Origin of the sequence: Pseudoalteromonas sp. BSi20311, from assembly GCF_000239875.1 — a bacterium.
In the GTDB taxonomy this organism is placed as follows: domain Bacteria; phylum Pseudomonadota; class Gammaproteobacteria; order Enterobacterales; family Alteromonadaceae; genus Pseudoalteromonas.
Window position 1 is genome coordinate 1 of sequence record NZ_BADU01000088.1, and the last position, 25,893, is coordinate 25,893.

19 protein-coding genes are annotated in these 25,893 nt (G+C 40.2%); 15 read left to right on the forward strand and 4 right to left on the reverse strand.

Annotation, left to right across the window (positions count from 1 at the left end):
• Positions 1–26 precede the first annotated feature (26 nt).
• The gene (locus P20311_RS10395; RefSeq protein ID WP_008112500.1) at positions 27–1,232 is read right to left on the reverse strand and encodes an aspartate aminotransferase family protein; all 1,206 of its coding nucleotides are present in this window, start codon (positions 1,230–1,232) and stop codon (positions 27–29) included.
• A gap of 188 nt (positions 1,233–1,420) precedes the next feature.
• Between P20311_RS10395 and P20311_RS10400 the strand changes: the two genes are divergently transcribed.
• The 3 genes from P20311_RS10400 to P20311_RS10410 all read left to right on the forward strand — a co-directional run bounded on the left by P20311_RS10400 (position 1,421) and on the right by P20311_RS10410 (position 3,654).
• Positions 1,421–1,849: an Lrp/AsnC family transcriptional regulator gene (locus P20311_RS10400; RefSeq protein ID WP_008112501.1), complete on the forward strand. Its 429-nt coding sequence runs from the start codon at positions 1,421–1,423 to the stop codon at positions 1,847–1,849.
• A 256-nt stretch (positions 1,850–2,105) separates the two neighbouring features.
• A complete protein-coding gene (locus tag P20311_RS10405) occupies positions 2,106–2,480 on the forward strand; it encodes a hypothetical protein (RefSeq protein ID WP_008112502.1) in 375 nt (124 codons plus the stop codon).
• A 148-nt stretch (positions 2,481–2,628) separates the two neighbouring features.
• Complete coding sequence (locus P20311_RS10410) at positions 2,629–3,654, forward strand: GGDEF domain-containing protein (RefSeq protein WP_008112503.1); 1,026 nt, start codon at positions 2,629–2,631, stop codon at positions 3,652–3,654.
• 1 nt (position 3,655) lies between these two features.
• Here the strand turns inward: P20311_RS10410 and P20311_RS10415 are convergent, their stop codons facing one another.
• Positions 3,656–4,579, reverse strand: coding sequence for a hypothetical protein (locus P20311_RS10415; protein ID WP_008112504.1), 924 nt, complete (start codon positions 4,577–4,579; stop codon positions 3,656–3,658).
• Between the two features lie 375 nt (positions 4,580–4,954).
• On the opposite strand from P20311_RS10415, the gene P20311_RS10420 reads away from it, so the two are divergent.
• From P20311_RS10420 to rluF, 10 genes are all read left to right on the forward strand, one after another.
• Complete coding sequence (locus P20311_RS10420; protein WP_008112507.1) at positions 4,955–5,257, forward strand: isoamylase early set domain-containing protein; 303 nt, start codon at positions 4,955–4,957, stop codon at positions 5,255–5,257.
• A gap of 9 nt (positions 5,258–5,266) precedes the next feature.
• Positions 5,267–7,261 (forward strand): 4-alpha-glucanotransferase, encoded by a 1,995-nt coding sequence (gene malQ / locus P20311_RS10425; RefSeq protein WP_008112508.1) that lies wholly within the window; start codon positions 5,267–5,269, stop codon positions 7,259–7,261.
• The gene (glgB, locus tag P20311_RS10430; protein ID WP_008112511.1) at positions 7,262–9,484 is read left to right on the forward strand and encodes a 1,4-alpha-glucan branching protein GlgB; all 2,223 of its coding nucleotides are present in this window, start codon (positions 7,262–7,264) and stop codon (positions 9,482–9,484) included.
• Complete coding sequence (gene glgX / locus P20311_RS10435; protein ID WP_008112513.1) at positions 9,477–11,540, forward strand: glycogen debranching protein GlgX; 2,064 nt, start codon at positions 9,477–9,479, stop codon at positions 11,538–11,540. The genes glgB and glgX overlap by 8 nt, the downstream gene beginning before the upstream one ends.
• A complete protein-coding gene (locus P20311_RS10440; RefSeq protein WP_008112515.1) occupies positions 11,533–14,058 on the forward strand; it encodes a glycogen/starch/alpha-glucan phosphorylase in 2,526 nt (841 codons plus the stop codon). The genes glgX and P20311_RS10440 overlap by 8 nt, the downstream gene beginning before the upstream one ends.
• Before the next feature lie 20 nt (positions 14,059–14,078).
• The gene (gene glgC, locus P20311_RS10445) at positions 14,079–15,341 is read left to right on the forward strand and encodes a glucose-1-phosphate adenylyltransferase (protein WP_008112516.1); all 1,263 of its coding nucleotides are present in this window, start codon (positions 14,079–14,081) and stop codon (positions 15,339–15,341) included.
• 47 nt (positions 15,342–15,388) lie between these two features.
• Entirely contained in the window at positions 15,389–16,921 is a 1,533-nt protein-coding gene (locus P20311_RS10450; protein ID WP_008112519.1) for a glycogen synthase, read from the forward strand.
• A gap of 83 nt (positions 16,922–17,004) precedes the next feature.
• Entirely contained in the window at positions 17,005–18,219 is a 1,215-nt protein-coding gene (locus P20311_RS10455; RefSeq protein WP_008112521.1) for an EAL and HDOD domain-containing protein, read from the forward strand.
• Positions 18,220–18,245: 26 nt separating this feature from the next.
• Positions 18,246–19,331, forward strand: a complete 1,086-nt coding sequence (locus P20311_RS10460) for a DUF418 domain-containing protein (protein WP_008112522.1) — start codon at positions 18,246–18,248, stop codon at positions 19,329–19,331.
• A gap of 43 nt (positions 19,332–19,374) precedes the next feature.
• Positions 19,375–20,364, forward strand: a complete 990-nt coding sequence (gene rluF / locus P20311_RS10465; RefSeq protein ID WP_008112524.1) for a 23S rRNA pseudouridine(2604) synthase RluF — start codon at positions 19,375–19,377, stop codon at positions 20,362–20,364.
• A 57-nt stretch (positions 20,365–20,421) separates the two neighbouring features.
• On the opposite strand, the gene P20311_RS10470 is transcribed toward rluF, so the two are convergent.
• Together P20311_RS10470 and P20311_RS10475 are read right to left on the reverse strand one after the other, a co-directional pair.
• Complete coding sequence (locus P20311_RS10470; RefSeq protein WP_008112527.1) at positions 20,422–23,487, reverse strand: efflux RND transporter permease subunit; 3,066 nt, start codon at positions 23,485–23,487, stop codon at positions 20,422–20,424.
• 2 nt (positions 23,488–23,489) lie between these two features.
• A complete protein-coding gene (locus P20311_RS10475; protein ID WP_036933566.1) occupies positions 23,490–24,572 on the reverse strand; it encodes an efflux RND transporter periplasmic adaptor subunit in 1,083 nt (360 codons plus the stop codon).
• Between the two features lie 122 nt (positions 24,573–24,694).
• On the opposite strand from P20311_RS10475, the gene P20311_RS10480 reads away from it, so the two are divergent.
• On the forward strand, positions 24,695–25,597 hold the full coding sequence (locus P20311_RS10480; protein ID WP_008112530.1) for a LysR family transcriptional regulator: 903 nt from the start codon (positions 24,695–24,697) through the stop codon (positions 25,595–25,597).
• A complete protein-coding gene (locus P20311_RS10485; protein WP_008112532.1) occupies positions 25,587–25,892 on the forward strand; it encodes an MGMT family protein in 306 nt (101 codons plus the stop codon). The genes P20311_RS10480 and P20311_RS10485 overlap by 11 nt, the downstream gene beginning before the upstream one ends.
• The last annotated feature ends 1 nt before the right edge of the window (position 25,893 follow it).

Sequence of the window (25,893 nt, forward strand, 5' to 3'; positions counted from 1 at the left end):
GAGGCTTTATTTGTTTTACTTAGTGATTAACCGTTTACAACTTCACTCACTGCTTTTTCAAAGCGAGCTAAGCCTTCTTTAATATCCTCAAATGGGATCACTAATGAAGGCGTAAAGCGGATAACGTTCATTCCGGCTACTAAATTCATTAAACCGTTGTTAGCACTTGCGACTAAAAAGTCGCGAGCACGGCCTTCAAATTTCTCATTTAATACCGCACCAATCAGTAAGCCTTTACCACGGATTTCACTAAATACATGGTATTTTTCGTTAATGGCATTTAGACCATCACGGAACATTTGCTCACGCTCTTTTACACCATTTAAAACCACAGGAGTATTTACTGTATCAAATGCCGCTTCTGCAACAGCACATGCTAATGGGTTACCACCGTAGGTAGAACCATGAGTCCCTATTTTTAGGTGTGCTGCAATTTCAGTCGTGGTGATCATAGCGCCAATTGGGAACCCGCCACCTAATGCTTTAGCCGTTGTTAAAATGTCAGGAATAACATCTAGGCCTTCGTATGCGTATAAATGACCTGTACGGCCAACGCCAGTTTGCACTTCATCAAAAATAAGCAGTGCGTTGTGTTTAGTACACAGCTCACGTACTTTTTGTGCAAATTCATTGGTTGGTGGCACAATACCACCTTCACCTTGTAATGGCTCCATCATTACCGCACAAGTATCATCACCAATTAAGGCTTCAAAAGCGGCAATATCATTGTAATCACAATGAACAATATCAGCAGGTTTTGGACCAAAACCATCAGAGTAAGCGGCTTGGCCACCCACTGTTACAGTGAAAAAAGTACGGCCATGAAAGCCTTTATTAAAAGCAATAATTTTAGATTTTTCAGCGCCAAATTTGTCCAGTGCAAAGCGACGCGCTAATTTTAAAGCTGCTTCGTTTGCTTCAGCCCCTGAGTTTGCAAAGTAAACTTTTTCAGCAAAGGTCGCATCAACCATTTTTTTAGCTAAACGAAGTGCGGGCTCATTGGTCATTACATTTGCTAAGTGCCAAATTTTCTCACCTTGCTCTTTAAGTGCGGCTACTAATGCAGGGTGGCAATGACCTAAACAATTAACCGCAATACCACCGGCAAAATCGATAAATTCGTTATTATTTTGATCCCACACGCGTGAGCCTTCACCACGAACGGGAATAACTGCTGATGGGTTGTAGTTAGGGACCATTACGTCGTTAAATAAATCTCTGGTTACTTGCATTTTTACACCTAAATTAATCACTTAAAAAATACGTTGCTGAAAAAAACGATAAGCACAGGCTTATTCAGCAATACAATGCGTTTTACTTGTTAAAAAAGTCATTATCAAAGGTTATGAATTAAATTTGCAGTGCTATTTTGTGAAAAATGATTAGAATAATAGCCAAATTAACGAAATTTATTAGCATTATGATAACTCCCCAAGACGAAAAGCTACTGTCTGTACTAAAAACGAACGCTCGTGCGAGTATTTCTGACTTGGCAAGGCATTTAAATTTATCCCGCTCAACAGTGCAAAGCCGTATGCTTAAGTTAGAGCAAAATGGGGTAATTAAAGGGTATAACGTTGACTTTGGAGATGACTTTTTAAATAGCTTAGTTTCTGCACATGTTTCTATAAAGGTTAAACAAAAACTAACCACTAAAACCAACGTGGAGTTAAAGCAAATAGATGCTATATCGCAGTTGTATGCAATTAGTGGTGAGTTTGATTTAATTGCCATTGTTGAGGCTCAAAATCTTGAGCAGCTGAGCCACTTGCTGGATGATATTGGTAACTTAGATGGGGTAGAGCGTACCCGTTCATCGGTTATTTTAGAGACTAAATTTAAGCGTTAATTCGATTTATTTAGTACATTCAGTGAGCATTAATTATTTGCATTTAAGCTAACTTGATTGTAGTCTACTTGATATTAGGAACAAGGAATGTTTTTAACCAAATCAATAGGCTTATTGCCCTGCATTTGTTGCAATCTTCCAGTACTTAATAAATCTCATCAATACAGTTATTAATCTTATTAGCATTGGCTAATAAGGTGTGAGTGAAATAGGACGTTTTTGGCACCACTGGGCTAAGACTTTACAAGGAAATGTTATGAAATACACAACAATGGCTGCTGTGGCATTATTAATAGGTGGCTCATATTTAAGTGCAAAAGCGACTTTATTTGACCCTGCACAGAGCATAACGGTTGAAACTTACAGCGATATATTCTTCAAATTAGAATCCTCTCCTGTCAGCATTAATGAAATTATTACTGGGGCGAGTCAATTTGCCGATAGCTTGTGTGATGAAAGCATCTACCAAGAAGTAATTGGCGAATCGGTAAACTCATGTAAGCAAAAATTCAAACAATCTCAAGCACAATGTGCTGAGTTTATAATAAAAAATAATGAGCCTATGTACACTGATAAAGTGGCTATAACACAGCTCTCTGAGAAGTTTATTAATTGCATGACCAATAGCTAAAATAGCACTTACAGTTCTTAATCTATTAAAATGCGGCTCCTAAACTGGATGAGCATTGATGCTTTAATTTTTATTTAGCATATTCCACTGCGTGGTCTATGCTAAATTTTATTAATGCTCAAACGCCCAGTTTGCTTTAGGGAGTACAATGCAAGAAAATTTACTGAATTCAGTCATCAAAATAACAAAAAATAGAGATGTAGATTCTCTTGAATATAGTTTGATATCGACCATCCAAGAATTTATAGGCTGTAAAGAAGTCTCAGTTTATAAAGATATAGAAGTTCAAGGCCAACTGACTATTGAGCAAAGTCTTTGCTTAAAAGTCACGGGTGAAAAGCAATTCGAGTGGGTACAACGACAAATTGTTGCACAGCCTGAGGATGAACTTCTATCGTGTTTACGTTCTGCCTGTATTATTACTGTTCAGTCTGCCGATGGAATTGAACGCCGTTGGCTCCCCATTACCCGCCAAGAAAAAACAGTTGCCGCAATTTTTGTGGTTTCAAATAGTTTAGATAGTTCAGCTCAGGTAATATTGAACGCTTTTTGTCGTATTTTTGAAAACTATTTAGTGATTCTTCATGAAAATGAAAGAGATAAATTAACAGGGCTGTTAAATAGACAAACATTTGAGAAAAAAATAAAACAGCTGATTGAAAAGCAAGTATTAAAAGTACATGGATCAGTCCGAGAGGAAGAAAAAAGACGGCCAAAACAGGCATCAACATCTTGGCTGGCTATTTTAGATATCGATCACTTTAAAAATATAAACGACAAGTATGGTCATATCTGTGGCGATGAAGTACTGCTGATATTAGCGCAAAAAATGCGTCATTTTTTTCGTGCAACAGATTTAATTTTTCGCTTTGGTGGGGAAGAGTTTGTGATTGTTTTTGAGCCCACAGATGCAGAGTCTATTAGTAATAAAATGGCTGAATTTCTTCAGCTTGTCAGAAATACATCGTTTCCTTTTGTTGAAAATATGACCATCAGTGCTGGTTTAGCACGTATCAGTCCTTATGATTTTCCCATCACCGTGCTAGAGAGCGCTGATAAAGCACTTTATTATGCGAAAAATAATGGCCGAGATAAATATTGTATCTATGAAGATTTGCTTGCCGAGAACTTAATAAATGTACAAGTTAATTCTTCAGAGATAGATCTATTTTAAGTTACTGCGGTTGAGTATGATTTCGCTGCACTTTTACTTTAGACACTTGGTCGAGCTTTAAAAAATAAACATTACCACCAATGCCTTTAAATTCCTCATCAGTGAAGGCGATTGTATTATCATCATAAAAGGTGATCGCTTCTTTTTGAGTCACAATACCAAGATCGATTTTATAAACATCGCCAGAGAAAAATTTATCCCCTTTAAAGTTTTCAAACAGCCAAATGCTGGTTGAATCTAGTAGTGCTAGTTTTTTTCTATCTGGGCTGAGCGCTGCAGAGGTGATCCAGCATAGCTTTTCCATAGTGGTGCAGGTTTTAAACGAGTCTATCAGCTGGGCGTCAAAATTTGCTGCGTGATCGCCTACTTTATAAACGTTAGTAATACCATCGAATGGCTCTGTACGATTTTTAGTAAATAAATATAAATGCCGACCATAAGCCACAAAAGCTTCTAAGTCGTAATTACGTTGTTCAGGCTGTATTGGGCTGCCGTCTAATTCTGGATAAGTGAACTTGATAATTTCAGCTTCGGTGGTATTTGTTTTGATATCAATAGGGTTTTCTATTTTATAAATGGTTAGCCACTTACGTTCATTTTTATTATTGCCAAAGTCGCCTAAGAAAAAATGACCAAACTTATTTTGCGTCATGTCCTCCCAATCAATGTTTTTTGCGTTGCTGACTAAAATTTCTTTAGCAATAGAGCCGTCTTTATTTAGACGATAAAGCTTTGGCTCATCACCGCTGTCGTTAATAGCCCACAGACGTTTATATTTATCAAACTCAATGCCTGAAATTTCTTTTAGCTTTGGGTCTACAGAAACTAGTTTTTTACTATATAGTGTATAAATTGAACTGCCAACAACAGCGATGATGGTAATAAAAACAATAACAGAGGTAATAAGAATGCTTTTTTTAATCATAGTCTTTAAATATTCATCGCATTGGCTAGTTAGATAATTATTATCGCTGATGATGTTGTTAAGCTAAAGGTTTTTATAACCTCAGTGCAGTAATAAAAATAATAACGCGTGTATTGTAGTTAAAGTAATGTAATTGGGTGTAGTTGGTTTAATAATTGCTCAGTAGAGTAGCTTACCTAAAAACCTGTTTAAATGGTTAAAAACTGCACCAATCTGGTGCGGTAAAATAAATACCGCACTGTAATAATGCGTAAATAAAGTTTTGCTTAACTTTAAGCTTGTTTTTATGTGAATGAATGGATTCCACATCGCCTATTTAAGCTGTTTGGCCTGTGGCAAAGATGAATAACCCTTACGGTTTAGTTGGAGCCTGTTATGTTGAATAAACGCTTTTTTAAAACAAAAAATGAAGCAGAAGTCACGTTTGAATTTTCTCACCCTGATGCTGATAATGTCTGTTTACTTGGGGAGTTTAATGATTGGCAGCCCATGCCGATGAAACTCAATAAGAAGCTGGGTGTGTTTAAATGTAAACAACGTTTGCCTGTTGATAAAGAGTTTCATTTTCGTTATTTAATTAATGGTAAGCAGTGGGATAATGATCATCATGCTGATGGCTATAGCGCCAATAATTTTGGTACAGAAAATAGTATAGTAAATACACAGCGCATTAATTAAGGTTGGTGAATGGACGCACTATCGCAATTATTTTATTTGCATGGAATAGGCTATGAGTACACTAAATATACGGGCGAACACGTTGTTTTTAGTGAACAAACTCGCAAGTTAGCGCTGCAGTGCTGTGGCGTTGACACCAATGATACTGGGCTCATAGAACAGTTAAATTATCAATTAGATGCGGCTACTTGGTTAACGCTTACACCGGCTATTAGCTTAGTAAATCAGCTGAGCAATGTGCTAAAAGTACGTATTAAAGAAACCGACGCGCACCAAAGAATTACGCTTAATATAGCGGCATTAAATATAAAGCTGCAATTTGATCAAATTGCTCACTATGCACCATTAGGTGAATATTTTTTAAATGGCTGTCGCTATATTGAAATAGCACTACCACTTACCCATTTACCTACGGGTTATTATGATGCGTTGCTAACCATGGGTGAACAATCAGCAAGTACACAAATTTGGTCTATACCAGAAAAGGCGTATCAAATTGCGGATAAAAAACGCTTTGGCTTATCAATTCAGTTATATACATTAAAAAACCAAGCTGGAATGGGGATTGGCGACTTTAATGATTTACTAGAATTAACCACGCTGTGTGCAAAACAAAAAATGGATTATATTTTACTTAATCCACTGCACTTATTATTTGCAGATAATCCAGAGTGCGCTAGTCCCTATAATCCAAGTAACCGCGCCTTACTTAACCCATTATATATAGCAATCAACTTATCGCCCGATAGTATTAACAACCCCGCATTAAACGATTATTTATCCTCTTGCTGCTTAACGTCGCAAAGCGAGCAAGATGTAACATTTATTGATTATAAATCGGTTACTGAGCATAAATATAATGCCTTTAAATTACTTTTTGTGCAGTTTCAACAACAGGGTAGTCAAGCTCGGCAAGACGAGTTTACTGCCTTTTGTAAACAGCACAGTGATGTACTTGCTATGCTAGAAACCACAGAACCGACATTCGACTATTACCTGCAATGGCAAGCACATAGCCAACTCGCACGATGCCAACAGCATTGTATTGACCAAGGCATGGCGATTGGTTTGATTAACGACTTAGCGGTGGGTTGTGCCAAAGAGGGCAGTGAATTTAAACACCAACAGGCGTTGTTTAGCCAAGATGCGACTGTGGGAGCTCCTCCGGACCCTTGGGCTGAGAGTGGTCAAAATTGGGGGTTGCCAGCAATAAATCCTCAGCGACTTGCTGACAATAACTATCAGTTTTACCGCTCACTGATACGCACCAATATGGAGTCTGTGGGTGGATTACGCATAGATCATGTTATGGCAATTAGGCGTTTATGGTGGTGTTTTAACAATAATAATAACCAAGATGGTTGCTATGTTTACTACCCATTCGAGCATTTGTTAGCTATTTTGAAAATTGAATCTCACCTTAATCAGGCCGTCGTGATAGGTGAAGATTTAGGAGTTGTGCCGCTGGAGGTAAAAGAAGCGCTGGTGAGCAGCGGTATTTTTTCAAACAGCTTATTTTATTTTGAAAAACAACAAAATGATGAATTTGTTCATCGCGATGATCTTAGCGAACAATGCCTGCTGATGATTGCCAATCATGATGTACCACCATTTGTTGGCTGGTGGCAGCATAGCGATTTGAACCTCAAACAACAGTACCAACTGATTGATGCTGTTGAATATCAGCAACTAGTGCAGCAACGTCAACAAGAGCAGCAGCGACTTCTCGGTTTTATTAATACACAAGACACACATTCTGATATGTCATTAAGCACCGATGCTTTTGCTGTTTATAGTGCGCTGGCTTTGTGTTTAGCAAAGTCGCCGTCGCGATTATTTGCTTTACAAATTGATGACTTAGACAAGCAACGCTACCCAGTTAATATTCCTGGCACAGATAAAGAGTACCCCAATTGGCGACGGGTGTTAACACATACTTGCAAGGATATTTTTACTGATAATGCGTCACTTTTGACTGCAATACATTCAATAAGGAATGAGTAAATGGGCAGTATTAAAAATATGAAATCAGCGCCTTTGGCTGATTATGACGCACAAGTCACGGCGCTCGCCGCAGGGCGATTTAAAGACCCGTTTAGTTTTTTAGGGGCGCACAGCACACAAAGTGGCATAGAAATACGAGTGTATTTGCCAGCAGCACTGCAGGTTGAACTGTTAATTGATGGTCAAGCCGTTAGCACATTACGCTATAAACAAAGTGATTTATTTATAGCTGAGTTATCAAGCATGCCTAGCAATGTTTACCAGTGCCATGTTCGTTACGAAAACAATAATATTACTTTTTACGATGAATACAGTTTTAGTAGTACGCTTGATGAGCAAGCGATGTACCTGTTTAACGAAGGGAGTCTTGAGCATGCATATGCGCACTTAGGTGCGCAATTTATTACTCAACAGGGCGTAGACGGTGTTCGTTTTTGTGTGTGGGCACCAAATGCCGCCAGTGTCTCAGTGATTGGCGAATTTAACTTTTGGCAGGCCAATCGTCACTTCATGCGGTTTCATCCTGCCAGTGGAGTGTGGGAGTTATTTATCCCGGGGTTATGCGCCGATATGTGCTATAAATTTGCCATCACCACACTTAGTGGTGAAGTTTTAGATAAAGCCGATCCATTTGCGTTCAAAATGCAGCAAGCGCCGGGCACGGCAAGTATATTACAGTACAAGCCTGCCCCTATTAAGCTCAGTGAACAAGCGATTATAAATAGACAAAAGCGCAATCATATTGATGCCGCTATTAGTATTTATGAAGTGCACTTAGGCTCATGGCAACGCGCTGAACATAATCGTTACTTAAACTACACTGAGCTGGCAGATAAGCTTGTAAGTTACGTGACGGATATGGGGTTTACTCACTTACAACTTATGCCTATTAGTGAATACCCGTTTGATGGCTCATGGGGGTATCAGCCGGTAGGCTTGTTTGCACCAACAAGTCGCTTTGGTGATTACAACAGCTTTAAATACTTAGTTGAGCAATGCCATAAAGCCAATATCGGTATTTTACTCGATTGGGTGCCGGGGCACTTTCCAAGCGACCCTCATGGGTTACATTGTTTTGATGGCACCCATTTATATGAACATGCTGATATGCGTCAAGGGTTTCACCCTGATTGGAATACCTATATTTATAATTATGATCGCCCTGAAGTTAAAAGCTTTTTAATATCGAATGCGATGTATTGGCTTAGTCAATTTGGCATAGATGGACTGCGAGTAGATGCAGTGGCGTCTATGTTGTATCTTGATTACAGCCGAAAAGAAGGGCAATGGGTGGCTAATTGCTATGGCGGCAGAGAAAATTTAGGGGCGATAGAGTGCCTTAAACAAGTGAACATGCGCAGTTATAAAAATAACCCCGGTATTATGATGGTGGCAGAAGAGTCAACGGCGTGGCCAGGGGTGACGCAAAGTGTTGAGCACAATGGTTTGGGCTTTGGTTATAAATGGAATATGGGCTGGATGAACGACAGCCTGCATTACATGCAGCAAGACCCACTATTTAGGAAATACCACCACCATAAAATGACATTTTCTATGGTGTATGCCTTTAGTGAAAATTACATTTTACCACTCAGTCATGATGAAGTCGTTCACGGCAAAGGCTCACTACTGAACAAAATGCCTGGTGACGACTGGCAACAATTTGCTAATTTACGGGCTTATTATGCGTTTATGTGGGCGCATCCAGGAAAAAAACTACTGTTTATGGGCGCCGAAATAGCACAGCGAAAAGAGTGGGATCATGACCATTCAATAGATTGGCACTTGCTTGAACACCAAAGCCATCAAGGTGTTCAAGATACGGTTAAACGCCTTAATCATGTGTATCAAGCCCATCCAGCACTTTATGAGCTTGATAGTTGTGCTACTGGTTTTTCATGGATAGATAATAATAACAATCAGCAAAGTATATTTAGCTTTATTCGTTATGCCAAAAGTGCTGACGATTTTATGGTTATTGTCGCTAATTTTACCCCTACAGCATATCAACACTTTACTTTAGGCGTGCCTGCTAAAGGCAGCTATAAGGTGATATTTAATACTGATGAGTCATGTTTTTTTGGCTCAGGCTGCAATGTCACTGATGAACCAAATCAACTTATTCATTCAATTGAACAACCAAGTCATGGCTTTGATCACAGTATTACATTACACATGGGTGGCTTAACCACGATTTATTTGCAAAAGGTGAATGATGAGTAATTGCTTTGAGGTTACCCATGGTGCACCTTTGCCACTGGGTTCGACTGTACAAAACAACGGTGTCAACTTTGCCTTATACGCTCCAAATGCAAGCCAAGCTTTTGTTTGTTTATTCGATAAAAGTGGCCATACAGAAATATTAAAAATAGCGATGAATATTAACGAAGGCGGGGTGTGGAGTATTCATGTTGCGCCACTTAGCACTGGCGCACTATATGGCTTTAGGGTTGATGGGGAATATAACCATGAAAAGGGCATGTTATTCAATGAACATAAGTTGCTGATTGACCCATATGCAAAAGACTTATTTAACGAATTTACTTGGAGCGAGCGCCATTACGGGCAAATGCCAATAGGCACTAAAAGCATGGTCAATAATGCGATAGATATGCCTAAATCTAAAGTAACGACACCGGTTGCCTATACTAATAATAAGCCGCAGCACAGCTGGGCCAATACGGTTATTTATGAGTGCCATGTAAAAGGTGCTACGTGTCGCCACCCGGATATTCCAAAAACACAGCAAGGTACGTTTTTAGGCTTAAGCCATCCACGCTTTATTGAGCATTTAAAAAGTTTAGGGGTGACCGCTATTGAACTTTTGCCTGTACATGCGTTTATAAGTGAACAGTTTTTAATTACTAAAGGTCTGCAAAATTACTGGGGCTACAATAGCATCAATTTTTTTACTCCACACAAAGACTATTTGGTTAATGACGATATAAACGAATTTAAACAGATGGTAAGCGAATTACATCGCGCCAATATTGAAGTTATTTTAGATGTTGTATACAACCATACTGCTGAGGGCGGCAGTGATGGACCGATATTGTCTTTACGTGGCTTCGATAATCTCACTTATTATCGCACTATCAATGGGCAACCCAATGTATACATAAACGATACTGGCTGTGGTAACACCTTAAATATTGACCATCCAAAAACCTTGCAACTGGTTCTAGATAGCTTGCGTTATTGGGTGGAAGTTATGGGCGTTGATGGCTTTCGATTTGATTTAGCCACCATTTTAGGGCGTTCAAGCACGGGCTTTAGTGCGTCTCATACGTTTTTACAAACCGTTGCACAAGACCCTGTGTTGAATAAAGTGAAGCTGATTAGTGAGCCTTGGGATATAGGCCCTGGTGGGTATCAGTTAGGTGCTTTTCCTGCTCCTTGGCGTGAGTGGAATGATCAATACCGTGATGTGATTAAACGCTTTTGGCAAAGTGAAAAAGGCATTATTAGTGATGTGGCTAAGCGTTTACATGGCTCGTTTGATATTTTTGAACACAGTAACCGCGGCCCGCTTAATAGTATTAATTTTATTACCAGTCATGATGGTTTTACCCTTGCCGATTTAGTCAGTTATGAGCAAAAGTATAACCAAGCGAATGGTGAAAATAATCAAGATGGCCACAGCGCTAACTACTCATTCAACTGCGGAGTTGAGGGATTTAGTAGCGACCCTGAAATAATGAGCTTGCGCCTGCAACAACAAAAAAACTTTTTACTTACCTTACTGCTTTCTAAAGGGGTGCCAATGATAGCCTCAGGCAGTGAAATGGCGCACTCTCAAGGCGGTAATAATAACGCCTATTGTCAAAATAATCGTACTAGTTGGCTTGCATGGAAAGACTCACAACTGAATCATTGTTTGATTCAGTTTATAGATGATGCATTAAAAATTAGGCGCGCGCATAGTGCGTTTAAACACAGTGTGTTTTTAGATGATATTGATGAACGTTTTACCGTTAAGTGGTTTACCGAACAAGGTAAAAAAATGGATGAAACACATTGGCATGAAGATACGCGACAATTTTTAATGTACAGCCTGCTTGATAAGCAAAATAAGCATGCGTTATTAATTATTTTAAACGCCAGTAAACAGCCTGTGGTCTGCCAATTACCACAATCGCCCATTATCGCGCCATGGACGTTAGTGTTATCAAGCATAAATAACGCCTCATCTGTTGTTGAAGATGATGCAACCGTGAATATTTCAGCACAAAGTAGTTGGGTTTTTAGTGCCAATTTAGAAGGCGATGATTATGACTAAGCAAGACGAGCAAGTGTGTGTGGTAAAAGGCTGGCAAGAAGGCCCGGTGATTGACGAAAGTACCTTAAGTGATGATTTAACTCGTCACTTTTATTACACCTTAGGGCGTGATGTGGTGGGTGAGTCGCAGTTGTATTTGTATCATGCATTGGCGCTGACAATAAGAGATAGGCTAGTCGCACGCTGTAGAGAAACTAATCAGCAAATTAAACAACAAAAACGCCGTAAAACAGCGTACTTATCGCTAGAGTTTTTAATGGGCAGAGCGCTGGGCAATGCGGTACTCAACCTTGACTTAGAGTCGCAGGTAACCACGGCACTGCAAGCTTACTGTACTGAGCTGGAAAATGTGGAGCAAGCAGAGCATGATGCCGGCTTAGGTAATGGTGGCTTAGGGCGTTTAGCTGCTTGTTTTTTAGATAGTTGCGCGAGTTTAGCGCTGCCAGTAGTCGGGTATGGAATTCGTTATGAATACGGCATGTTTAATCAATCAATCAAAGAAGGCAACCAAATTGAGCAGCCAGATAACTGGCTACGCGAAGGTCACCCTTGGGAATTGAGCGCACCAGAGCAAGCTAAACGAGTTAAGTTCTCGGGTTATGTACAAAGTTATACCGATAAATTTGGTCGTGAACACCGCCAGTGGGTAAGTTCTCAAGATGTGCTAGCGGTTCCTTACGATGTGCCCATTCCTGGCTATAAAAATAATATTGTTAATACGCTTAGGCTTTGGAAGTCTGAAGCAACCGATGAATTTAATTTAGCCGAGTTTAATGCCGGTAGTTATTCAGAAGCGGTGGCACAAAAAAATCTCGCAGAGCAAATAACCATGGTGTTGTACCCTAACGACAGCAGTGAAAATGGTAAAGAGCTGCGTTTACGCCAGCAATACTTTTTATCATCGGCAAGCATACAAGATGTGCTTAGTCAGTGGATTGACCAATATGGGGATAATTTTACTGAGTTTGCTCAGCATCATGTTTTTCAGCTTAACGACACCCACCCAAGTATTGCTGTGGCAGAGCTGATGCGAATTTTAGTTGACGACCACGAGCTCGATTGGGATCAAGCATGGAGCATCACAACCAAAACCATGGCTTATACAAACCACACCTTATTGCCGGAGGCGTTAGAGAAGTGGTCAGTGTCGTTATTTGCTAAATTATTACCACGTATTTTAGAGATTATTTATGAGATCAATGCCCGCTTTTTAGCAGAGGTTGCAAGACATTGGCCGGGTGATGTGCAAAAACAACGAGATTTATCATTAATTGAAGAGGGCGGGGAGCCGCAAATACGCATGGCTTTTTTAGCCATTGTGGGCAGTTATTCAGTCAATGGCGTGGCCGCGCTCCACACTAAGTTATTAACCGCGGGTTTGTTTAAAGACTTTTACGCATTATGGCCTGAAAAGTTTAATAACAAAACCAATGGGGTGACACCGAGGCGTTGGCTGGCTTATTGTAATCCGAGTCTTAGTCATATCATTAGCGAGAAGATAGGAAAAGACTGGGTAGGCGATTTTGCACAAATAGCTCAATTACGCCGTTTCTATGATGATCCGCAGTTTCATGTAACGTGGCAGCAAGCAAAACGAGAAAACAAACAACGTTTAGTTGATTTAGTAAAACAAAGATGCGGCGTAGAGTTTGATATCAACATGCTATTTGATGTGCAAGTAAAACGCATTCACGAATATAAGCGCCAGTTACTCAATGTGCTCCATGTTATTCACTTATACGACCGTATTCGTCGTGGCGATACACAAGGCATGGTTCCCCGTTGTGTATTACTTGGTGGTAAAGCCGCACCAGGTTATATGATGGCGAAGAAAATTATTAAACTAATTAATAATGTTGCAGAGGTGATCAACAAAGACCCTGAAGTGTCACAGTATTTAAGGGTCGCTTTTTTACCAAATTATAATGTAACCGCCATGGAAACTATTTGCCCAGCAACAGATTTGTCAGAGCAAGTTTCAACAGCAGGCAAAGAAGCATCGGGTACCGGCAACATGAAGTTTATGATGAATGGTGCGCTCACAATAGGCACCCTAGATGGCGCAAATATTGAAATACGCGATGCAGTGGGGGCTGAAAACTTCTTTTTATTTGGCGCCCAAGCCGAGCATGTTGACGAAATTAAAGCGCATTATAACCCCTGCGAAATCATTGCCAATAACCCAGAGCTAAACAGCGTGATGCACCTACTTGAAAGTGGCCATTTTAATCTATTTGAACCAGGCTTATTTGACGATGTGATTAGCAGTATTAAGAGTAAAGACGATGCGTGGTTAACCGCACATGACTTTACCAGTTACATTGCTGCGCAGCGTGAAGTGGATAAAGCCTATGCTGATCAAACCTACTGGACTCAAATGAGTATTTTAAATACCGCGGCCAGTGGCTTATTTTCTAGTGACAGAACGATTGGTCAATATTGTGATGACATATGGCATTTAACCCCACTAGATACCACACACCAAACAGTTAAAACGAACACTGACACTAACAGCTGACACTAAACGGAGAGAGTAATATGCCCAGTTATGCAAATCGCTATATAAGTAATTTAACCAGAGACACCTATGCACTCATTCTAGCTGGAGGGCGAGGTTCTCGCCTGCATGAGCTAACAGACTGGCGTGCAAAACCAGCCGTTTATTTTGGCGGTAAGCACCGTATTATTGATTTTCCACTATCAAATTGTATTAACTCTGGTGTCAGACGAGTAGGGATTGCAACGCAATATAAATCTCACTCGCTGATACGCCATGTGAATCGTGCATGGGGACACTTTAAAAAGGAGTTAGGCGAGTCAGTTGAGATTTTACCTGCATCACAGCGTCATGGTGATGAATGGTATTGCGGTACTGCCGATGCGGTATTTCAAAATATGGATATTATTCGTCATGAACTACCTAAATATGTAATGATTTTGTCAGGCGATCATGTGTATCGTATGGATTACGGCGGTTTATTAGCAAAGCATGTAGAAAATGGTGCCGATATGACCGTATGTTGTTTAGAAGTTGCGGTTGAAGAAGCCGCAGGTACCTTTGGTGTAATGACCGTAGATCAAGAGAACCGAGTGAGAAGATTCGACGAAAAACCAGCCGAACCTACCTCTGTCCCTGGTAAACCTGGTACATGCTTAGCGTCAATGGGTAATTACGTATTCAATACTGAGTTTTTATTTGAGCAATTACAAAAAGATTCACAAACCGAAGGCTCAGGACGTGATTTTGGTCATGACATTATTCCTGCCATTATCGAAGAGCATAATGTATTTGCCTACCCTTTTAGAGATCCTGCACAAGCTGGACAGCCGTATTGGCGAGATGTAGGAACCTTAGATTCGTTTTGGGAAGCGAATATGGAACTGGTTATGCCTGAGCCTCAACTAGATTTATACGACCCTACTTGGCCAATTTGGACATACCAAGAACAGCTTCCTCCGGCTAAGTTTATTTTTGATGACGACGATCGCCGGGGTATGGCTGTTGATTCAACCGTATCCGGTGGCTGTATTATTTCAGGTTCATTAGTCAGAAAGTCATTACTGTTTTCTAATGTACATATCCGCTCATATTGTACTATTGAAGAGTCGGTGGTTTTACCCGGTGTTATTGTTAATCGCGGGTGTAAAATAAAGCGCGCTATTATTGATAGAAGCTGTGAGATCCCAGCGGGATTAGAAATTGGTTATGATCGTAAAACCGACGAAGCCAATGGCTTTAGAGTCTCTAAAAAGGGAATTGTTTTGGTGACCCGCGAGATGCTGACAAAGTTAAATCAATAATTAAATAGCAAGGTGAAAGCCTTGCTGCTAACCATAAGAGTAACTAAATGCATGTATTAATGGTTGCCGCAGAAAATGATGCGTTACCTAATGCCAAAGTCGGTGGTGTTGCCGATGTCATTCGTGATGTACCAAAAGCCTTAGCTGCGCAGAGTTTAACGGTCGATGTGGTGATCCCAGACTATGGATTTGAGTTGGGGGAGCGCTGTTTTATTGGTGAAGTAAACGTTGCGTTTAACTCAGCCTCGCACGTTTTATCTCTGTTTGAAATTCCACAGGCGCAAAAAGGGGTGAGACAAATAGTAATAAGCCATCCTTTGTTTAGCCAATCACATAGTGTGTATTGCAACGATGATGACAATCGTCCATTCGCTACTGATGCGAGTAAGTTTGCACTGTTTAATGCCGCTATTTGTGAAGCCCTTTTGCAAGGGATATTAAAACAACCAAACACGTTACATTTACACGACTGGCACAGTGCGTGTGTGGCCGTGTTACTTAAGTTTGACCCTCGCTATCGCAAACTTGCTAAGCTGCGTTTAGTATACACGGTTCACAATTTAGCCTTACAAGGTATTCGCCCTTTTAAAGGCGATGTTTCTAGCTTAGAAGCATGGTTTCCCTCATTAAGTTATGACGGGCAATTGCTTTGTGATCCTCGTTATCCCCATTGTTTTAACCCGATGCGCAGTGCCATTAACCTAGCTGATAAAGTACATGTGGTTTCACCAAGTTATAGCCAAGAAGTGCAAATAGCGAGTAATGACGCAGGCGGCTTTTTTGGTGGCGAAGGTCTTGAGCGTGATTTACAACAAGCGGCTGAGCAGGGCAAACTGATTGGGATACTTAACGGCTGTGATTACACCGCTCTGCACCCGCATCAGACAACGCTTAGCCAGCTTTTAGAGCAGATAGAAGCTACGCTCTTTAGCTGGATGGCAAAAAATGTACACTTAGACAGCAGCCACTATATTGCTCACCAACGCGTTTTACAATTTATGGCATCTGAGCAACAAGGACCTTTACTGACCAGTGTAGGGCGGCTCACCGAGCAAAAAGTATTATTGCTGTGCCAGTCACACAATGATGGTTTGACTATCGATGCGGTATGCAGGGTTATAAATCAATTTAGTGGTCGTTTGATTGTATTAGGCTCGGGTGATAGAAAACTGGAGCAATTATTTACTAGTGCAATGGCACGTAATAACAACTTATTGTTTTTAAAAGGCTATGGTCAAAGCATAGGCGATTTAATGTATCAATTAGGGGATTTATTTTTAATGCCCAGTTCTTTTGAGCCATGCGGTATTAGCCAAATGTTAGCAATGCGAGCAGGTCAGCCGTGTTTGGTCCATAGTGTGGGCGGTTTAAAAGATACGGTTGAGCATAATGTGACTGGATTTTGTTTTACTGGTGATACCTTACTGACTCAGGCAGAAGCTCTTTTGGTTAGTTTATCTGAGGCTTTGCATGTAAAACAAACTAATCCTAAGCAATGGCAAGCAATAAAAAGTAGCGCTAAAAATACCCGCTTTGGTTGGGATAGCGTTGTAACTGATTATATTACATACTTATATTAAAAAATTTATTAAAGTTCAGTGACATCCGTTCCTATTTGCGCTTTAATTACTTAGTCTGGTGGAAATAATTAAAAGTAGGTAATGTGTCTGTATTTGTGGCAAGGCAAGCAATCCTTAATCGTAATCAAAATGTAGTTGCATATGAACTACTTTTTCGCGATAGCCCAGAAAATTGCTTTCCTGGTGTATCTGATGGTCAAGCAACAGCTCGGCTTATCATGGAAAACCAGCTCAACTTAGGTACTCGACACATTACTTCGGGAAAAAAAGCGTTGATCAATATTGGTCCTGAATCGTTAAAACTCGATTTATGCGAATTTTTACCCTGCAAAGATGTAGTTATTGAATTACTCGAAACCATAGAGCCCAACGACGACACTTATGAATTATGCCGTAAACTTTTTCACAGTAACTATAAATTAGCCCTCGACGACTTTGTTTACTCTCCACAGTGGGAACGCTTCTTAAAGCTGGTTAATTTAATTAAATTTGATATTCGGCTTACGCCACTGGCTGAAATTCCGCTGGTGGTCAATAAGCTTAAAAAATACAAAAATATTAAACTGTTAGCTGAAAAAATAGAAACCGATGAAGAATATAAATTAGCGCGAAAAATGGGGTTTGATTATTTCCAAGGGTACTACTTTGCGCGTCCCGCAATGATAGAGCAAAAGGATATCCATTATAATTATGGCCTTGTCATCGCTATTTACTCAGAAGTAATGAAGCCAGATCCTGATGTTAAAGTGATCACCGGTTTATTTGAGCTTGATGCAGCATTGGCCTACAAGCTATTACGATTATTAAACAGCGGTGTATTTCCGCTGCAAAGCCAAATATCATCATTAAAACAAGCGCTGGTATACTTAGGCCAAGCCCGTTTGAAAAAGTTTGTTAGCTTAATTGTTACGGCACACACCGCGCGTGATAAACCGATAGAGCTTATGCAAATGTGTGTTATTCGCGCTCGTTTTTGTGAGTTAATAGCCAGCAAAGTCGCAAAACAAGTGCAGGGTGAGGCATTTTTAACTGGGCTGTTTTCTTTGCTTGATGCTATCTTAGATCAGCCAATGGCGTTGTTGGTTGATAAACTGCCATTCCCGGATGAAATTAAAGCTGCATTAACTGGCGAAAAAAATAACTTATATTATATTCTGGAAACAGTAAAAGCGTATGAAACAGGAAGTTGGTGGGCACTTGAGAAAGCAGTCTTATTGATTAATTTAGACAGTGCTTTTTTGCCAAAACTCTATAAACAAGCAGTAAAATGGGCCGATAGCTACAAAGATAATATTTAAAGGGATAGGGTTTGCGCAATTATAATATGGACTTTATAAGGGGCCTAGCAGTACTCGGCCTAGTATTTATTAACTGCTATTCCTTCGCAATTTTTGAACTCAATTACACGTCACTCACCACACCACCCCTTAGCGATAAGATTTTACAGACCTTAAGCCTTATATTTGTTGAAGGGCGGTTTCGCACATTATTTACGTTATTATTTGGTGCTGGTCTTTATATTCAGTTTCAGCGACAGCAATGCATCGAGCCATTAAAAAAACGCCTATATTGGCTTATTGTGTTTGGCTTAATACATGGTTTTTTACTGTGGGCGGGTGACATTTTGTTTTTATATGCAGTGTCAGCATTACTGGTATTACGCTATTTAAATTACACGGATGAAGAGCTTAAAAACAAAGCGGCCTTTTTTACTTTTATTGCTTTACTTGCCACAGCTCTGTTCATGTTAGGGCTTAATGAGGAGCCACTCTATAGAGATTCTCCCGAATTTTACCAGATATATAATAGTTATTATCAAAGTATTGGTGCTCATTTTAGCCAAAATATTACAATGAGCATTTATATGTTGCTAACAGTGCCTATTTTATTACTGTGGGCAAGTGCTGGCTTTATGCTAATTGGTATCGTTGCTTACAAATGTAATGTATTTAGTAATGGATTTAGCAGGTCGGGGCTAATTAAGTTAGTTGTGTTAAGTGTGTTACTGACTAGCTTACGATTAGTGTTAACGCCATATGAACAAGGTATTGGCTATGCGTTACAAGAGCCGGTTAATGAATTGGCTGCTTTATGCGTGGCGCTGCTTTATATTCATTTAATCGTTAAACTATGCAACAACAGCGCGCAAATAGGGGGGCTTATCCAACAGGTAGGGCGGTTAGCGTTTACTTTATACATAAGCCAAACCATTATGCAGTTATTATTGTTTAAAGTGCTTTTCCCTCAGTGGGCGCTTAGTTTTAACCGCATTGATTATTGGCTTGTCGCTATTTGCTTAGTAGTTGTACAGCTTATGTTTACTGCACTCTACTGTCGTTATTTTAAGCAAGGCCCTCTTGAATACTTATGGCGTAAATTAGCGCAAATTAAGCGCGAAAAAATAGCTTGAGTAGTTTAAACTATGCGCCTTTATATTTAAGAAGATTTGCCATATGACAGACTTAAAGCGTTTAAATAAATTTATTAGTGAAACAGGGTTTTGCTCACGCCGCGAAGCCGATAAATATATTGAGCAAGGTCGTGTTACTGTTAATGGCGAATTACCTGAAATGGGTGTTAAAGTTGCACAGGACGATGTGGTATTGGTTGATGGTAAGCCATTAAAAGAGCCACCAAAACGGGTTTACATTGCTTATAACAAACCAGTGGGTATTACCTGTACCACAGAGCGAAAAATTCAAAGCAATATTGTCAAAGCGGTTAATTACCCTGACCGTATTTTTCCTATTGGTCGTCTTGATCGCCCCTCTGAAGGGCTGATTTTTTTAACCAACGAAGGCGACATCGTTAATAAGATTTTACGTGCCGGTAATAATCATGAAAAAGAATACGTGGTTACCGTTGATAAACCACTTAACCGTCAGTTTGTGAATAAAATGGCCAATGGTATTCCTATTTTAGATACTGTGACCAAAAAATGTAAAGTGACGCAAACAGGTGCCCAGCAATTCACTATTATTTTGACTCAAGGTTTAAATCGTCAAATTCGTCGTATGTGTGAATATTTAGGTTACGAGGTAGTCACACTTAAACGTGTTCGCATTATGAATGTCACTCTCAAAGGGTTAAAAGTAGGGCAATGGCGGCATTTAAGTGACGCAGAAATGGCGGTAATTAACGACTCGATTGCTGATTCTGGCAAAACGCAAGAACACTCACTTTATGATGATGCTGAACAGAGCAATTACACTGAACAAGCTAAAAAGAGTCATGCTAAACCTGCTCACAAACATGATTTTCAGGGCGGGAATCCACGTCGTGAAAATAATGACGAGCAACAAAAGCACGCTAAAAAAAGTAGCCGAAATACCCCTTATCAAAAGCGTTCAACCACGTATGTAGGAAAATCAAATACTCACAAAGCAAATCCTGCCACAGGAAATAAAACCCGCAGCAGTGGAACATTAAGCTTAAAAAAGTAAGCTTAATTGTTTTGTATTAATAATAAAAACGCAGCCTTGGCTGCGTTTTTTGTTAGCCTACTGTTTAGGGTAATCAATCCTAAATACCACAGTGTATAAAACCGGTACCACAATCAGAGTCAGTATGGTGGCAAAGCCTAAACCAAACATAATGGTGACCGCCATTGATTGGAAGAATACGTCAAATAATAATGGGATCATGCCAAGTATTGTGGTTATAGCGGCCATGGCAACAGGGCGCACACGGCTTACGCCTGAGTCAAACACTGCTTGATAGGGAGATTTACCCTCGCTGAGCTCTAAGTTTATTTGATCGACTAAAACAATGCCGTTTTTAATCAACATACCACTCAAACTTAATAAACCAAGTAGTGCCATAAAGCTAAAGGGGGCATTCATCACCAATAAACCTGCACTAACACCAATAATAGCCAGTGGCACGGTGGCCCAAATAACTAAGGGCTTTTTCACTGAGTTAAACAGTAATACGGTAACCGCAAACATCGCTAAATAGCCCAGTGGTAACGAACCAAAAATAGCCTTTTTGGCTTTACTTGATGATTCGAACTCGCCACCCCATTGCATTTCATAGCCACGCGGTAAATCAATTGCTTCGACTTCAGCACGAACTCGAGCAAATAATTTAGCAGGTGTTTCATCTCCAAGTACATCATGATCCGCCATAACAGTAATAGTACGCTTGCGGTCGCGACGCATAATTAAGCTGTCTTCCCACTCAACAATAAATTCATCAACCACTTGAGTAACCGGTACAAACACCCCTAAAACAGGGCTATAAATTTGTAAATCGTGAACACTGTCTACGTTTAAGCGCTCGCTAGCCGGTGAGCGGGCAATAATTGGTAACAGTTGCGTACCATCACGATAAACACCCACTTGTTTACCTGATAAGCTAGTCAGCAGTACTTGGTCGAGGTCAAACTTGGTGATCCCTAACCGGCGGGCTTTTTGTTCGTTAAATTGTGGGCGAATCATTTTGGTTCTTGCCCGCCAGTCATCGCGAATATTAAACGCACCCTCATCTTTGGCGATTATCTCTTTAGCTTGAGATGATAGCTGTCTTAATATGATTGGATCGGGGCCAGAAAAGCGCGCTTCTATTTTAGCATCGGTTGATGGGCCAATTTCCATCGGTTTGACTTTCAACTTTGCTGAAAGTGGATGCTGCTGTGCGTAATCGCGCACCTTTCGCATTACTTTAGCGACCGCTTCACGATTGGTTACACGAATAATTAACTGCCCATAAGCAGGGTAGGATTTTTCTGGTGCATAAGTCAGCATAAAGCGCGGCGCACCTTGGCCAACCGTACTGGTAATTTCTGTAACCAGTTCATTTTGTTGTAAATAGGCTTCGAGCTGTTTTATGCCCTCAAGAGTGGCGCGAATATCAGCGCCTTGATCTTGCCAGTAATCGACATAAAACATCGGTGTGTTCGAGGCTGGAAAAAATGATTGTTTTACCGAGCCAAAACCAACAACGGCAGAGCATAAAAGTGCGAGCATAAGGATCAAGGTAGTTTTTCTAAAACGCATGGCTAAATTTAAGGTTGCTTTGTAGCCATTGAAAATAATACCTTGATACGGGTCCTCATGCTGTTGGTTCTGCTCGTGTTTAAATTCAGTTTCTTTAAACATTAAGTGAGCAAAAAATGGCGTGAGGGTAATTGCGGTGATCCAGCTCAACAACAGCGATATAAATAACACCCAAAATAGACTACCGGCAAATTCACCACTGGCATCTGAGCTTAAACCAATAGGTGCAAAAGCAGTAATTGCTATTACTGTTGCGCCAAGTAATGGCCACTTCGTTTGATCTACGATATTAACCGCTGCTTTAAGCTTTGTTTGTCCGCGCTTTAAGTTGATCAAGATGCCTTCAGTGACAACAATAGCATTATCAACCAACATCCCTAATGCGATTATTAGCGCGCCCAGAGAAATACGTTGCAGGTCAATTGCAAACAGCTTCATAAATATGAAGGTGCCTAATACAGTCAGTAATAAAATACCGCCAATGAGAACGCCACTTTTTAAGCCCATAAAAATAAGCAGTACCACAATGACTATTGCAATGGCCTCTATTAAGCTAACAATAAAACCATCTACAGACTGCTCTACTTCTTTTGGCTGGTTATACACCGAGCTTATATCAATGCCATGAGGGCGTTGGTATTCAAGAGATGCTAAATGCTCATCTATGTGTTTACCCACATCAACAACATTCACTCCAGACATAAACGAAACACCAATCAGCAGTGCTTGCTGTTGATTATAGTGAATGACATTAGTGGGCACTTCTGCGTATTCACGATAAACCTGTGCAACATCGCCCAAATAAATGAGTTCGCTGGCACCTGGTTTTGAAATTAATAAAGTTTCCAGCTCTGTTACATCTTTAAATTCACCGGTAGGATGCAGGCGGATAGACTCATCACCGACACGAATACGTCCAGCGTTAGATACCGTATTTTGTGATTGCAGCAAGTCATAAATATGACCTGGGGCAATACCGAGCTGTGCCAGCTTTTGGGTTGATACCTCAACCATAACCTGTGGTTGCTGTTGCCCTGCGATAGCGACTTTGCTGACGCCTTTGACTAAAACCAGCTCTCGTTTTAAATAATCAACGTAGTCTTTTAATTCATCATATGAATAACCATCGCCAGTCACCGCAAACATCACGCCATAAACATCAGCAAAATCATCAATTACATTACTGGGATAAACACCACTTGGTAGTGAGGGACTGAGGTCGTTAATTTTACGACGCATTTCATCCCATATTTGTCTTAGCTCTTGTTTACGATAGCTGCTTTTCATCTCTACGGTAATTTGCGATTTACCGTTGGATGAAATGGAGGTGACATAATCAACATAGGGGAGCTGCTGAATGGCATTTTCAATTGGAAATGTCACTTCTTCTTCTACTTGCTGCGGGGATGCTCCCGGGTATAGAGTGATCACCATGGCTTTTTTTAAAGTAAATTCAGGGTCTTCTAGTTGTCCTAAATCAAAATAGGAAACACTGCCGCCAATCAATAGCAACAACGTAAACATCCAGCTAATGACCTTTTTCTCGATGGATAGTTGCGCAAAGCCCATAATTATAAGCCTCGCTCTTTATTCCAAGGGCGAACAGACATGCCTTCTTGTAAAGAGTGAACACCAGCAGACACAATTTGTTGGCCTTCTTTTACGCCACTGAGTACTTCAATGGTGTCGTGGTGTAATTGCCCCACGTTCACGGCTTGTTTATGCACTGTGCTGGTTTGTTGATTAAAAACCCATACATAGGCGTTATCGCTAAGGCTTTTGTTAGGATCTGAAAATACCGACTCAATGGGTAAAATGGTGTAAGGCGTTTGTGAGCGGGTTACTTTGCTTAAATCTATGACTACTTGCCCCGACATACCCGCAAGCAAATTAAAATCTTTTGGTACCGGTAATGAAAATACGACTTTGTAGGTGAGTGTTGCAGGATCAGCTTGAGTATCCCATTCTTTTAGTGTCAGTTTATATTGCTTGTCGTGATAGCCATCAAATTCAACCATAGGTTGATATTGGGTATCTTTTTGAATACGCGCCACAATTTTTTCCGGAACCTGTATTTCTACATCCATAAAGTCGCGGGTTTCTAAACGCAGAACATTCTGTTTAGCCTGAATACTCTCAAAGTTTTTTACAAACACTTTAGCCACAATGCCTGCAAACGGTGCACGTAGTTCGCTATATTCTAAGTTTGTTTCTGCAATTTTAAAGGCTGATTCGGCGACTTGCTCATTAGCAACTGCTTGGTCAAGCTCTGATTGACTGGTGATATTTTTTTCAAACAGCTGCTTTATTCGTTTCAGCTGCGACTTAGCTAGCTCATATCGTGCTTTACGCTCGTTATATTGCAATTGAAAATCTTCAGGGTCTAATTTAGCCAATAGTTGCCCTTTTTCAACTTGTTCACCAGCTAGAACAGGAAACTCAATCAGTTCACCATTGACCCTAAAAGCAAGATAAGAGCCTTGGTTTGCAACCACCTCTGCAGGAAAGCTCCGAATGTTTGTTTGCGAATCATGGCCAATACTAAATAATTTAACGGGGCGAATAGGCGCTTCTTTAACTACTTTTTCGGGCTCCGAGCAACCTATTAAACTTAGTAATGTCGCAGATAGTAAACATAAGCGAAACAGTGGCATGATATCTCCATGATAAAAAAAGGCTAAATAAGTCAGTGCAGCATACGCTGCAAACATATAAAATAAAATTCATTAAATTTTAGAAACTCAATAAGTTTTACTTATGATGTGTTGTGTGGCCAATGAAACTTAATCAATTACAAATATTAGATGCTATTGTACAAAGCGCGAGTTTGAGTGGAGCGGCATTAAAGCTACATAAAACGCAACCGGCGTTAACATTGGCGATTAAAAACTTAGAGTCTAAGTTAGGCTTTGACCTTCTGGATCGTTCTAAATACCGTTTACAACTCACCGAAAAAGGGCGTATTTTTCACCGAGAGGCTAAACATTTGTTAACCGCTAACGATCAGCTTACTCAGCTCGCAACAGAGCTGGCATTAGGCAATGAAGCGCAATATAGAGTCTGCTACGAGCAAATTTGTCATATGCAAAGTTATAACGAGATCATAAGTAATACTTTTAAGCATTTTTCGAGTACCGAATTTCGTTTAACCAGTGGTAAGCGGTTTGTGTCTTTAGAACAAGTGAATACCGGTCAAGCCGAGCTTGGAATTGGGCCATGGTTTGATTTATTTCATGCTACGGGTGATTTGGAAAGTTTACCTATAGGTAAATTAGATATTGGTATCGTGGGTGCTAAAGGGGTTTTACCTAAGCAGCTTAGCTATGATGAATTACAGCTTTATCCGTGTTTGGCGATGTTTGAAAGTGGCTTGAGTATCGACAGTGACAGGCTTTCTTATTCGAAAGGGGCTGCGGTAATGAAAATAGATGACATATCTACCTTAAAGTCGTTTTTACTTTCAGGAGCGGGTTGGGCAATGATGAGTTTAGGCCATTGTAAAAAAGAAATTGCCGCTGGCTCATTACAGCAAATCATTGTAACCGACAGAGAGCATCAATTTAGCGCACAAATTAGAGCTTTTCGTCAACATGCTATGCACCATGGGCCTGTTGCGCGCAAAATTTGGCAACAATTTGAATTACTCAGCCAGGAGTACTTAAACAAGAATGGACGTTAATAAAGAAACGGTTATTTACACTATTATAGCCAGTATACCTAAAGGCTGTGTTGTCAGTTATGGCCAAGTAGCGGCGCTTGCGGGGTATCCTAATAATGCTAGGTTGGTAGGTCGTTTATTAAAAGAGATGGCAAAAGATTCGACGATCCCTTGGCATAGAGTGGTTAACAGCCAAGGTAAAATAGCGTTTGTACAGGGCAGTGCGCAGTATCAAACGCAACGAGAAAAGCTACTTTCTGAGGGCGTTACTTTTAACAATCAACGAATTAATATGGCAAAACACCGCTGGCAATAAA

Excerpts from the sequence above, each read along its gene's own strand:
- glgX (WP_008112513.1), top strand. The coding sequence starts at position 9,477 with ATGAGTAATTGCTTTGAGGTTACCCATGGTGCACCTTTGCCACTGGGT.
- P20311_RS10470 (WP_008112527.1), bottom strand. The coding sequence starts at position 23,487 with ATGGGCTTTGCGCAACTATCCATCGAGAAAAAGGTCATTAGCTGGATG.
- P20311_RS10440 (WP_008112515.1), top strand. The coding sequence starts at position 11,533 with ATGACTAAGCAAGACGAGCAAGTGTGTGTGGTAAAAGGCTGGCAAGAA.
- malQ (WP_008112508.1), top strand. The coding sequence starts at position 5,267 with ATGGACGCACTATCGCAATTATTTTATTTGCATGGAATAGGCTATGAG.
- P20311_RS10485 (WP_008112532.1), top strand. The coding sequence starts at position 25,587 with ATGGACGTTAATAAAGAAACGGTTATTTACACTATTATAGCCAGTATA.
- P20311_RS10480 (WP_008112530.1), top strand. The coding sequence starts at position 24,695 with ATGAAACTTAATCAATTACAAATATTAGATGCTATTGTACAAAGCGCG.
- P20311_RS10475 (WP_036933566.1), bottom strand. The coding sequence starts at position 24,572 with ATGCCACTGTTTCGCTTATGTTTACTATCTGCGACATTACTAAGTTTA.
- P20311_RS10395 (WP_008112500.1), bottom strand. The coding sequence starts at position 1,232 with ATGCAAGTAACCAGAGATTTATTTAACGACGTAATGGTCCCTAACTAC.
- P20311_RS10410 (WP_008112503.1), top strand. The coding sequence starts at position 2,629 with ATGCAAGAAAATTTACTGAATTCAGTCATCAAAATAACAAAAAATAGA.
- P20311_RS10400 (WP_008112501.1), top strand. The coding sequence starts at position 1,421 with ATGATAACTCCCCAAGACGAAAAGCTACTGTCTGTACTAAAAACGAAC.
- P20311_RS10460 (WP_008112522.1), top strand. The coding sequence starts at position 18,246 with ATGGACTTTATAAGGGGCCTAGCAGTACTCGGCCTAGTATTTATTAAC.
- rluF (WP_008112524.1), top strand. The coding sequence starts at position 19,375 with ATGACAGACTTAAAGCGTTTAAATAAATTTATTAGTGAAACAGGGTTT.
- P20311_RS10420 (WP_008112507.1), top strand. The coding sequence starts at position 4,955 with ATGTTGAATAAACGCTTTTTTAAAACAAAAAATGAAGCAGAAGTCACG.
- glgC (WP_008112516.1), top strand. The coding sequence starts at position 14,079 with ATGCCCAGTTATGCAAATCGCTATATAAGTAATTTAACCAGAGACACC.
- P20311_RS10450 (WP_008112519.1), top strand. The coding sequence starts at position 15,389 with ATGCATGTATTAATGGTTGCCGCAGAAAATGATGCGTTACCTAATGCC.
- P20311_RS10415 (WP_008112504.1), bottom strand. The coding sequence starts at position 4,579 with ATGATTAAAAAAAGCATTCTTATTACCTCTGTTATTGTTTTTATTACC.
- glgB (WP_008112511.1), top strand. The coding sequence starts at position 7,262 with ATGGGCAGTATTAAAAATATGAAATCAGCGCCTTTGGCTGATTATGAC.
- P20311_RS10405 (WP_008112502.1), top strand. The coding sequence starts at position 2,106 with ATGAAATACACAACAATGGCTGCTGTGGCATTATTAATAGGTGGCTCA.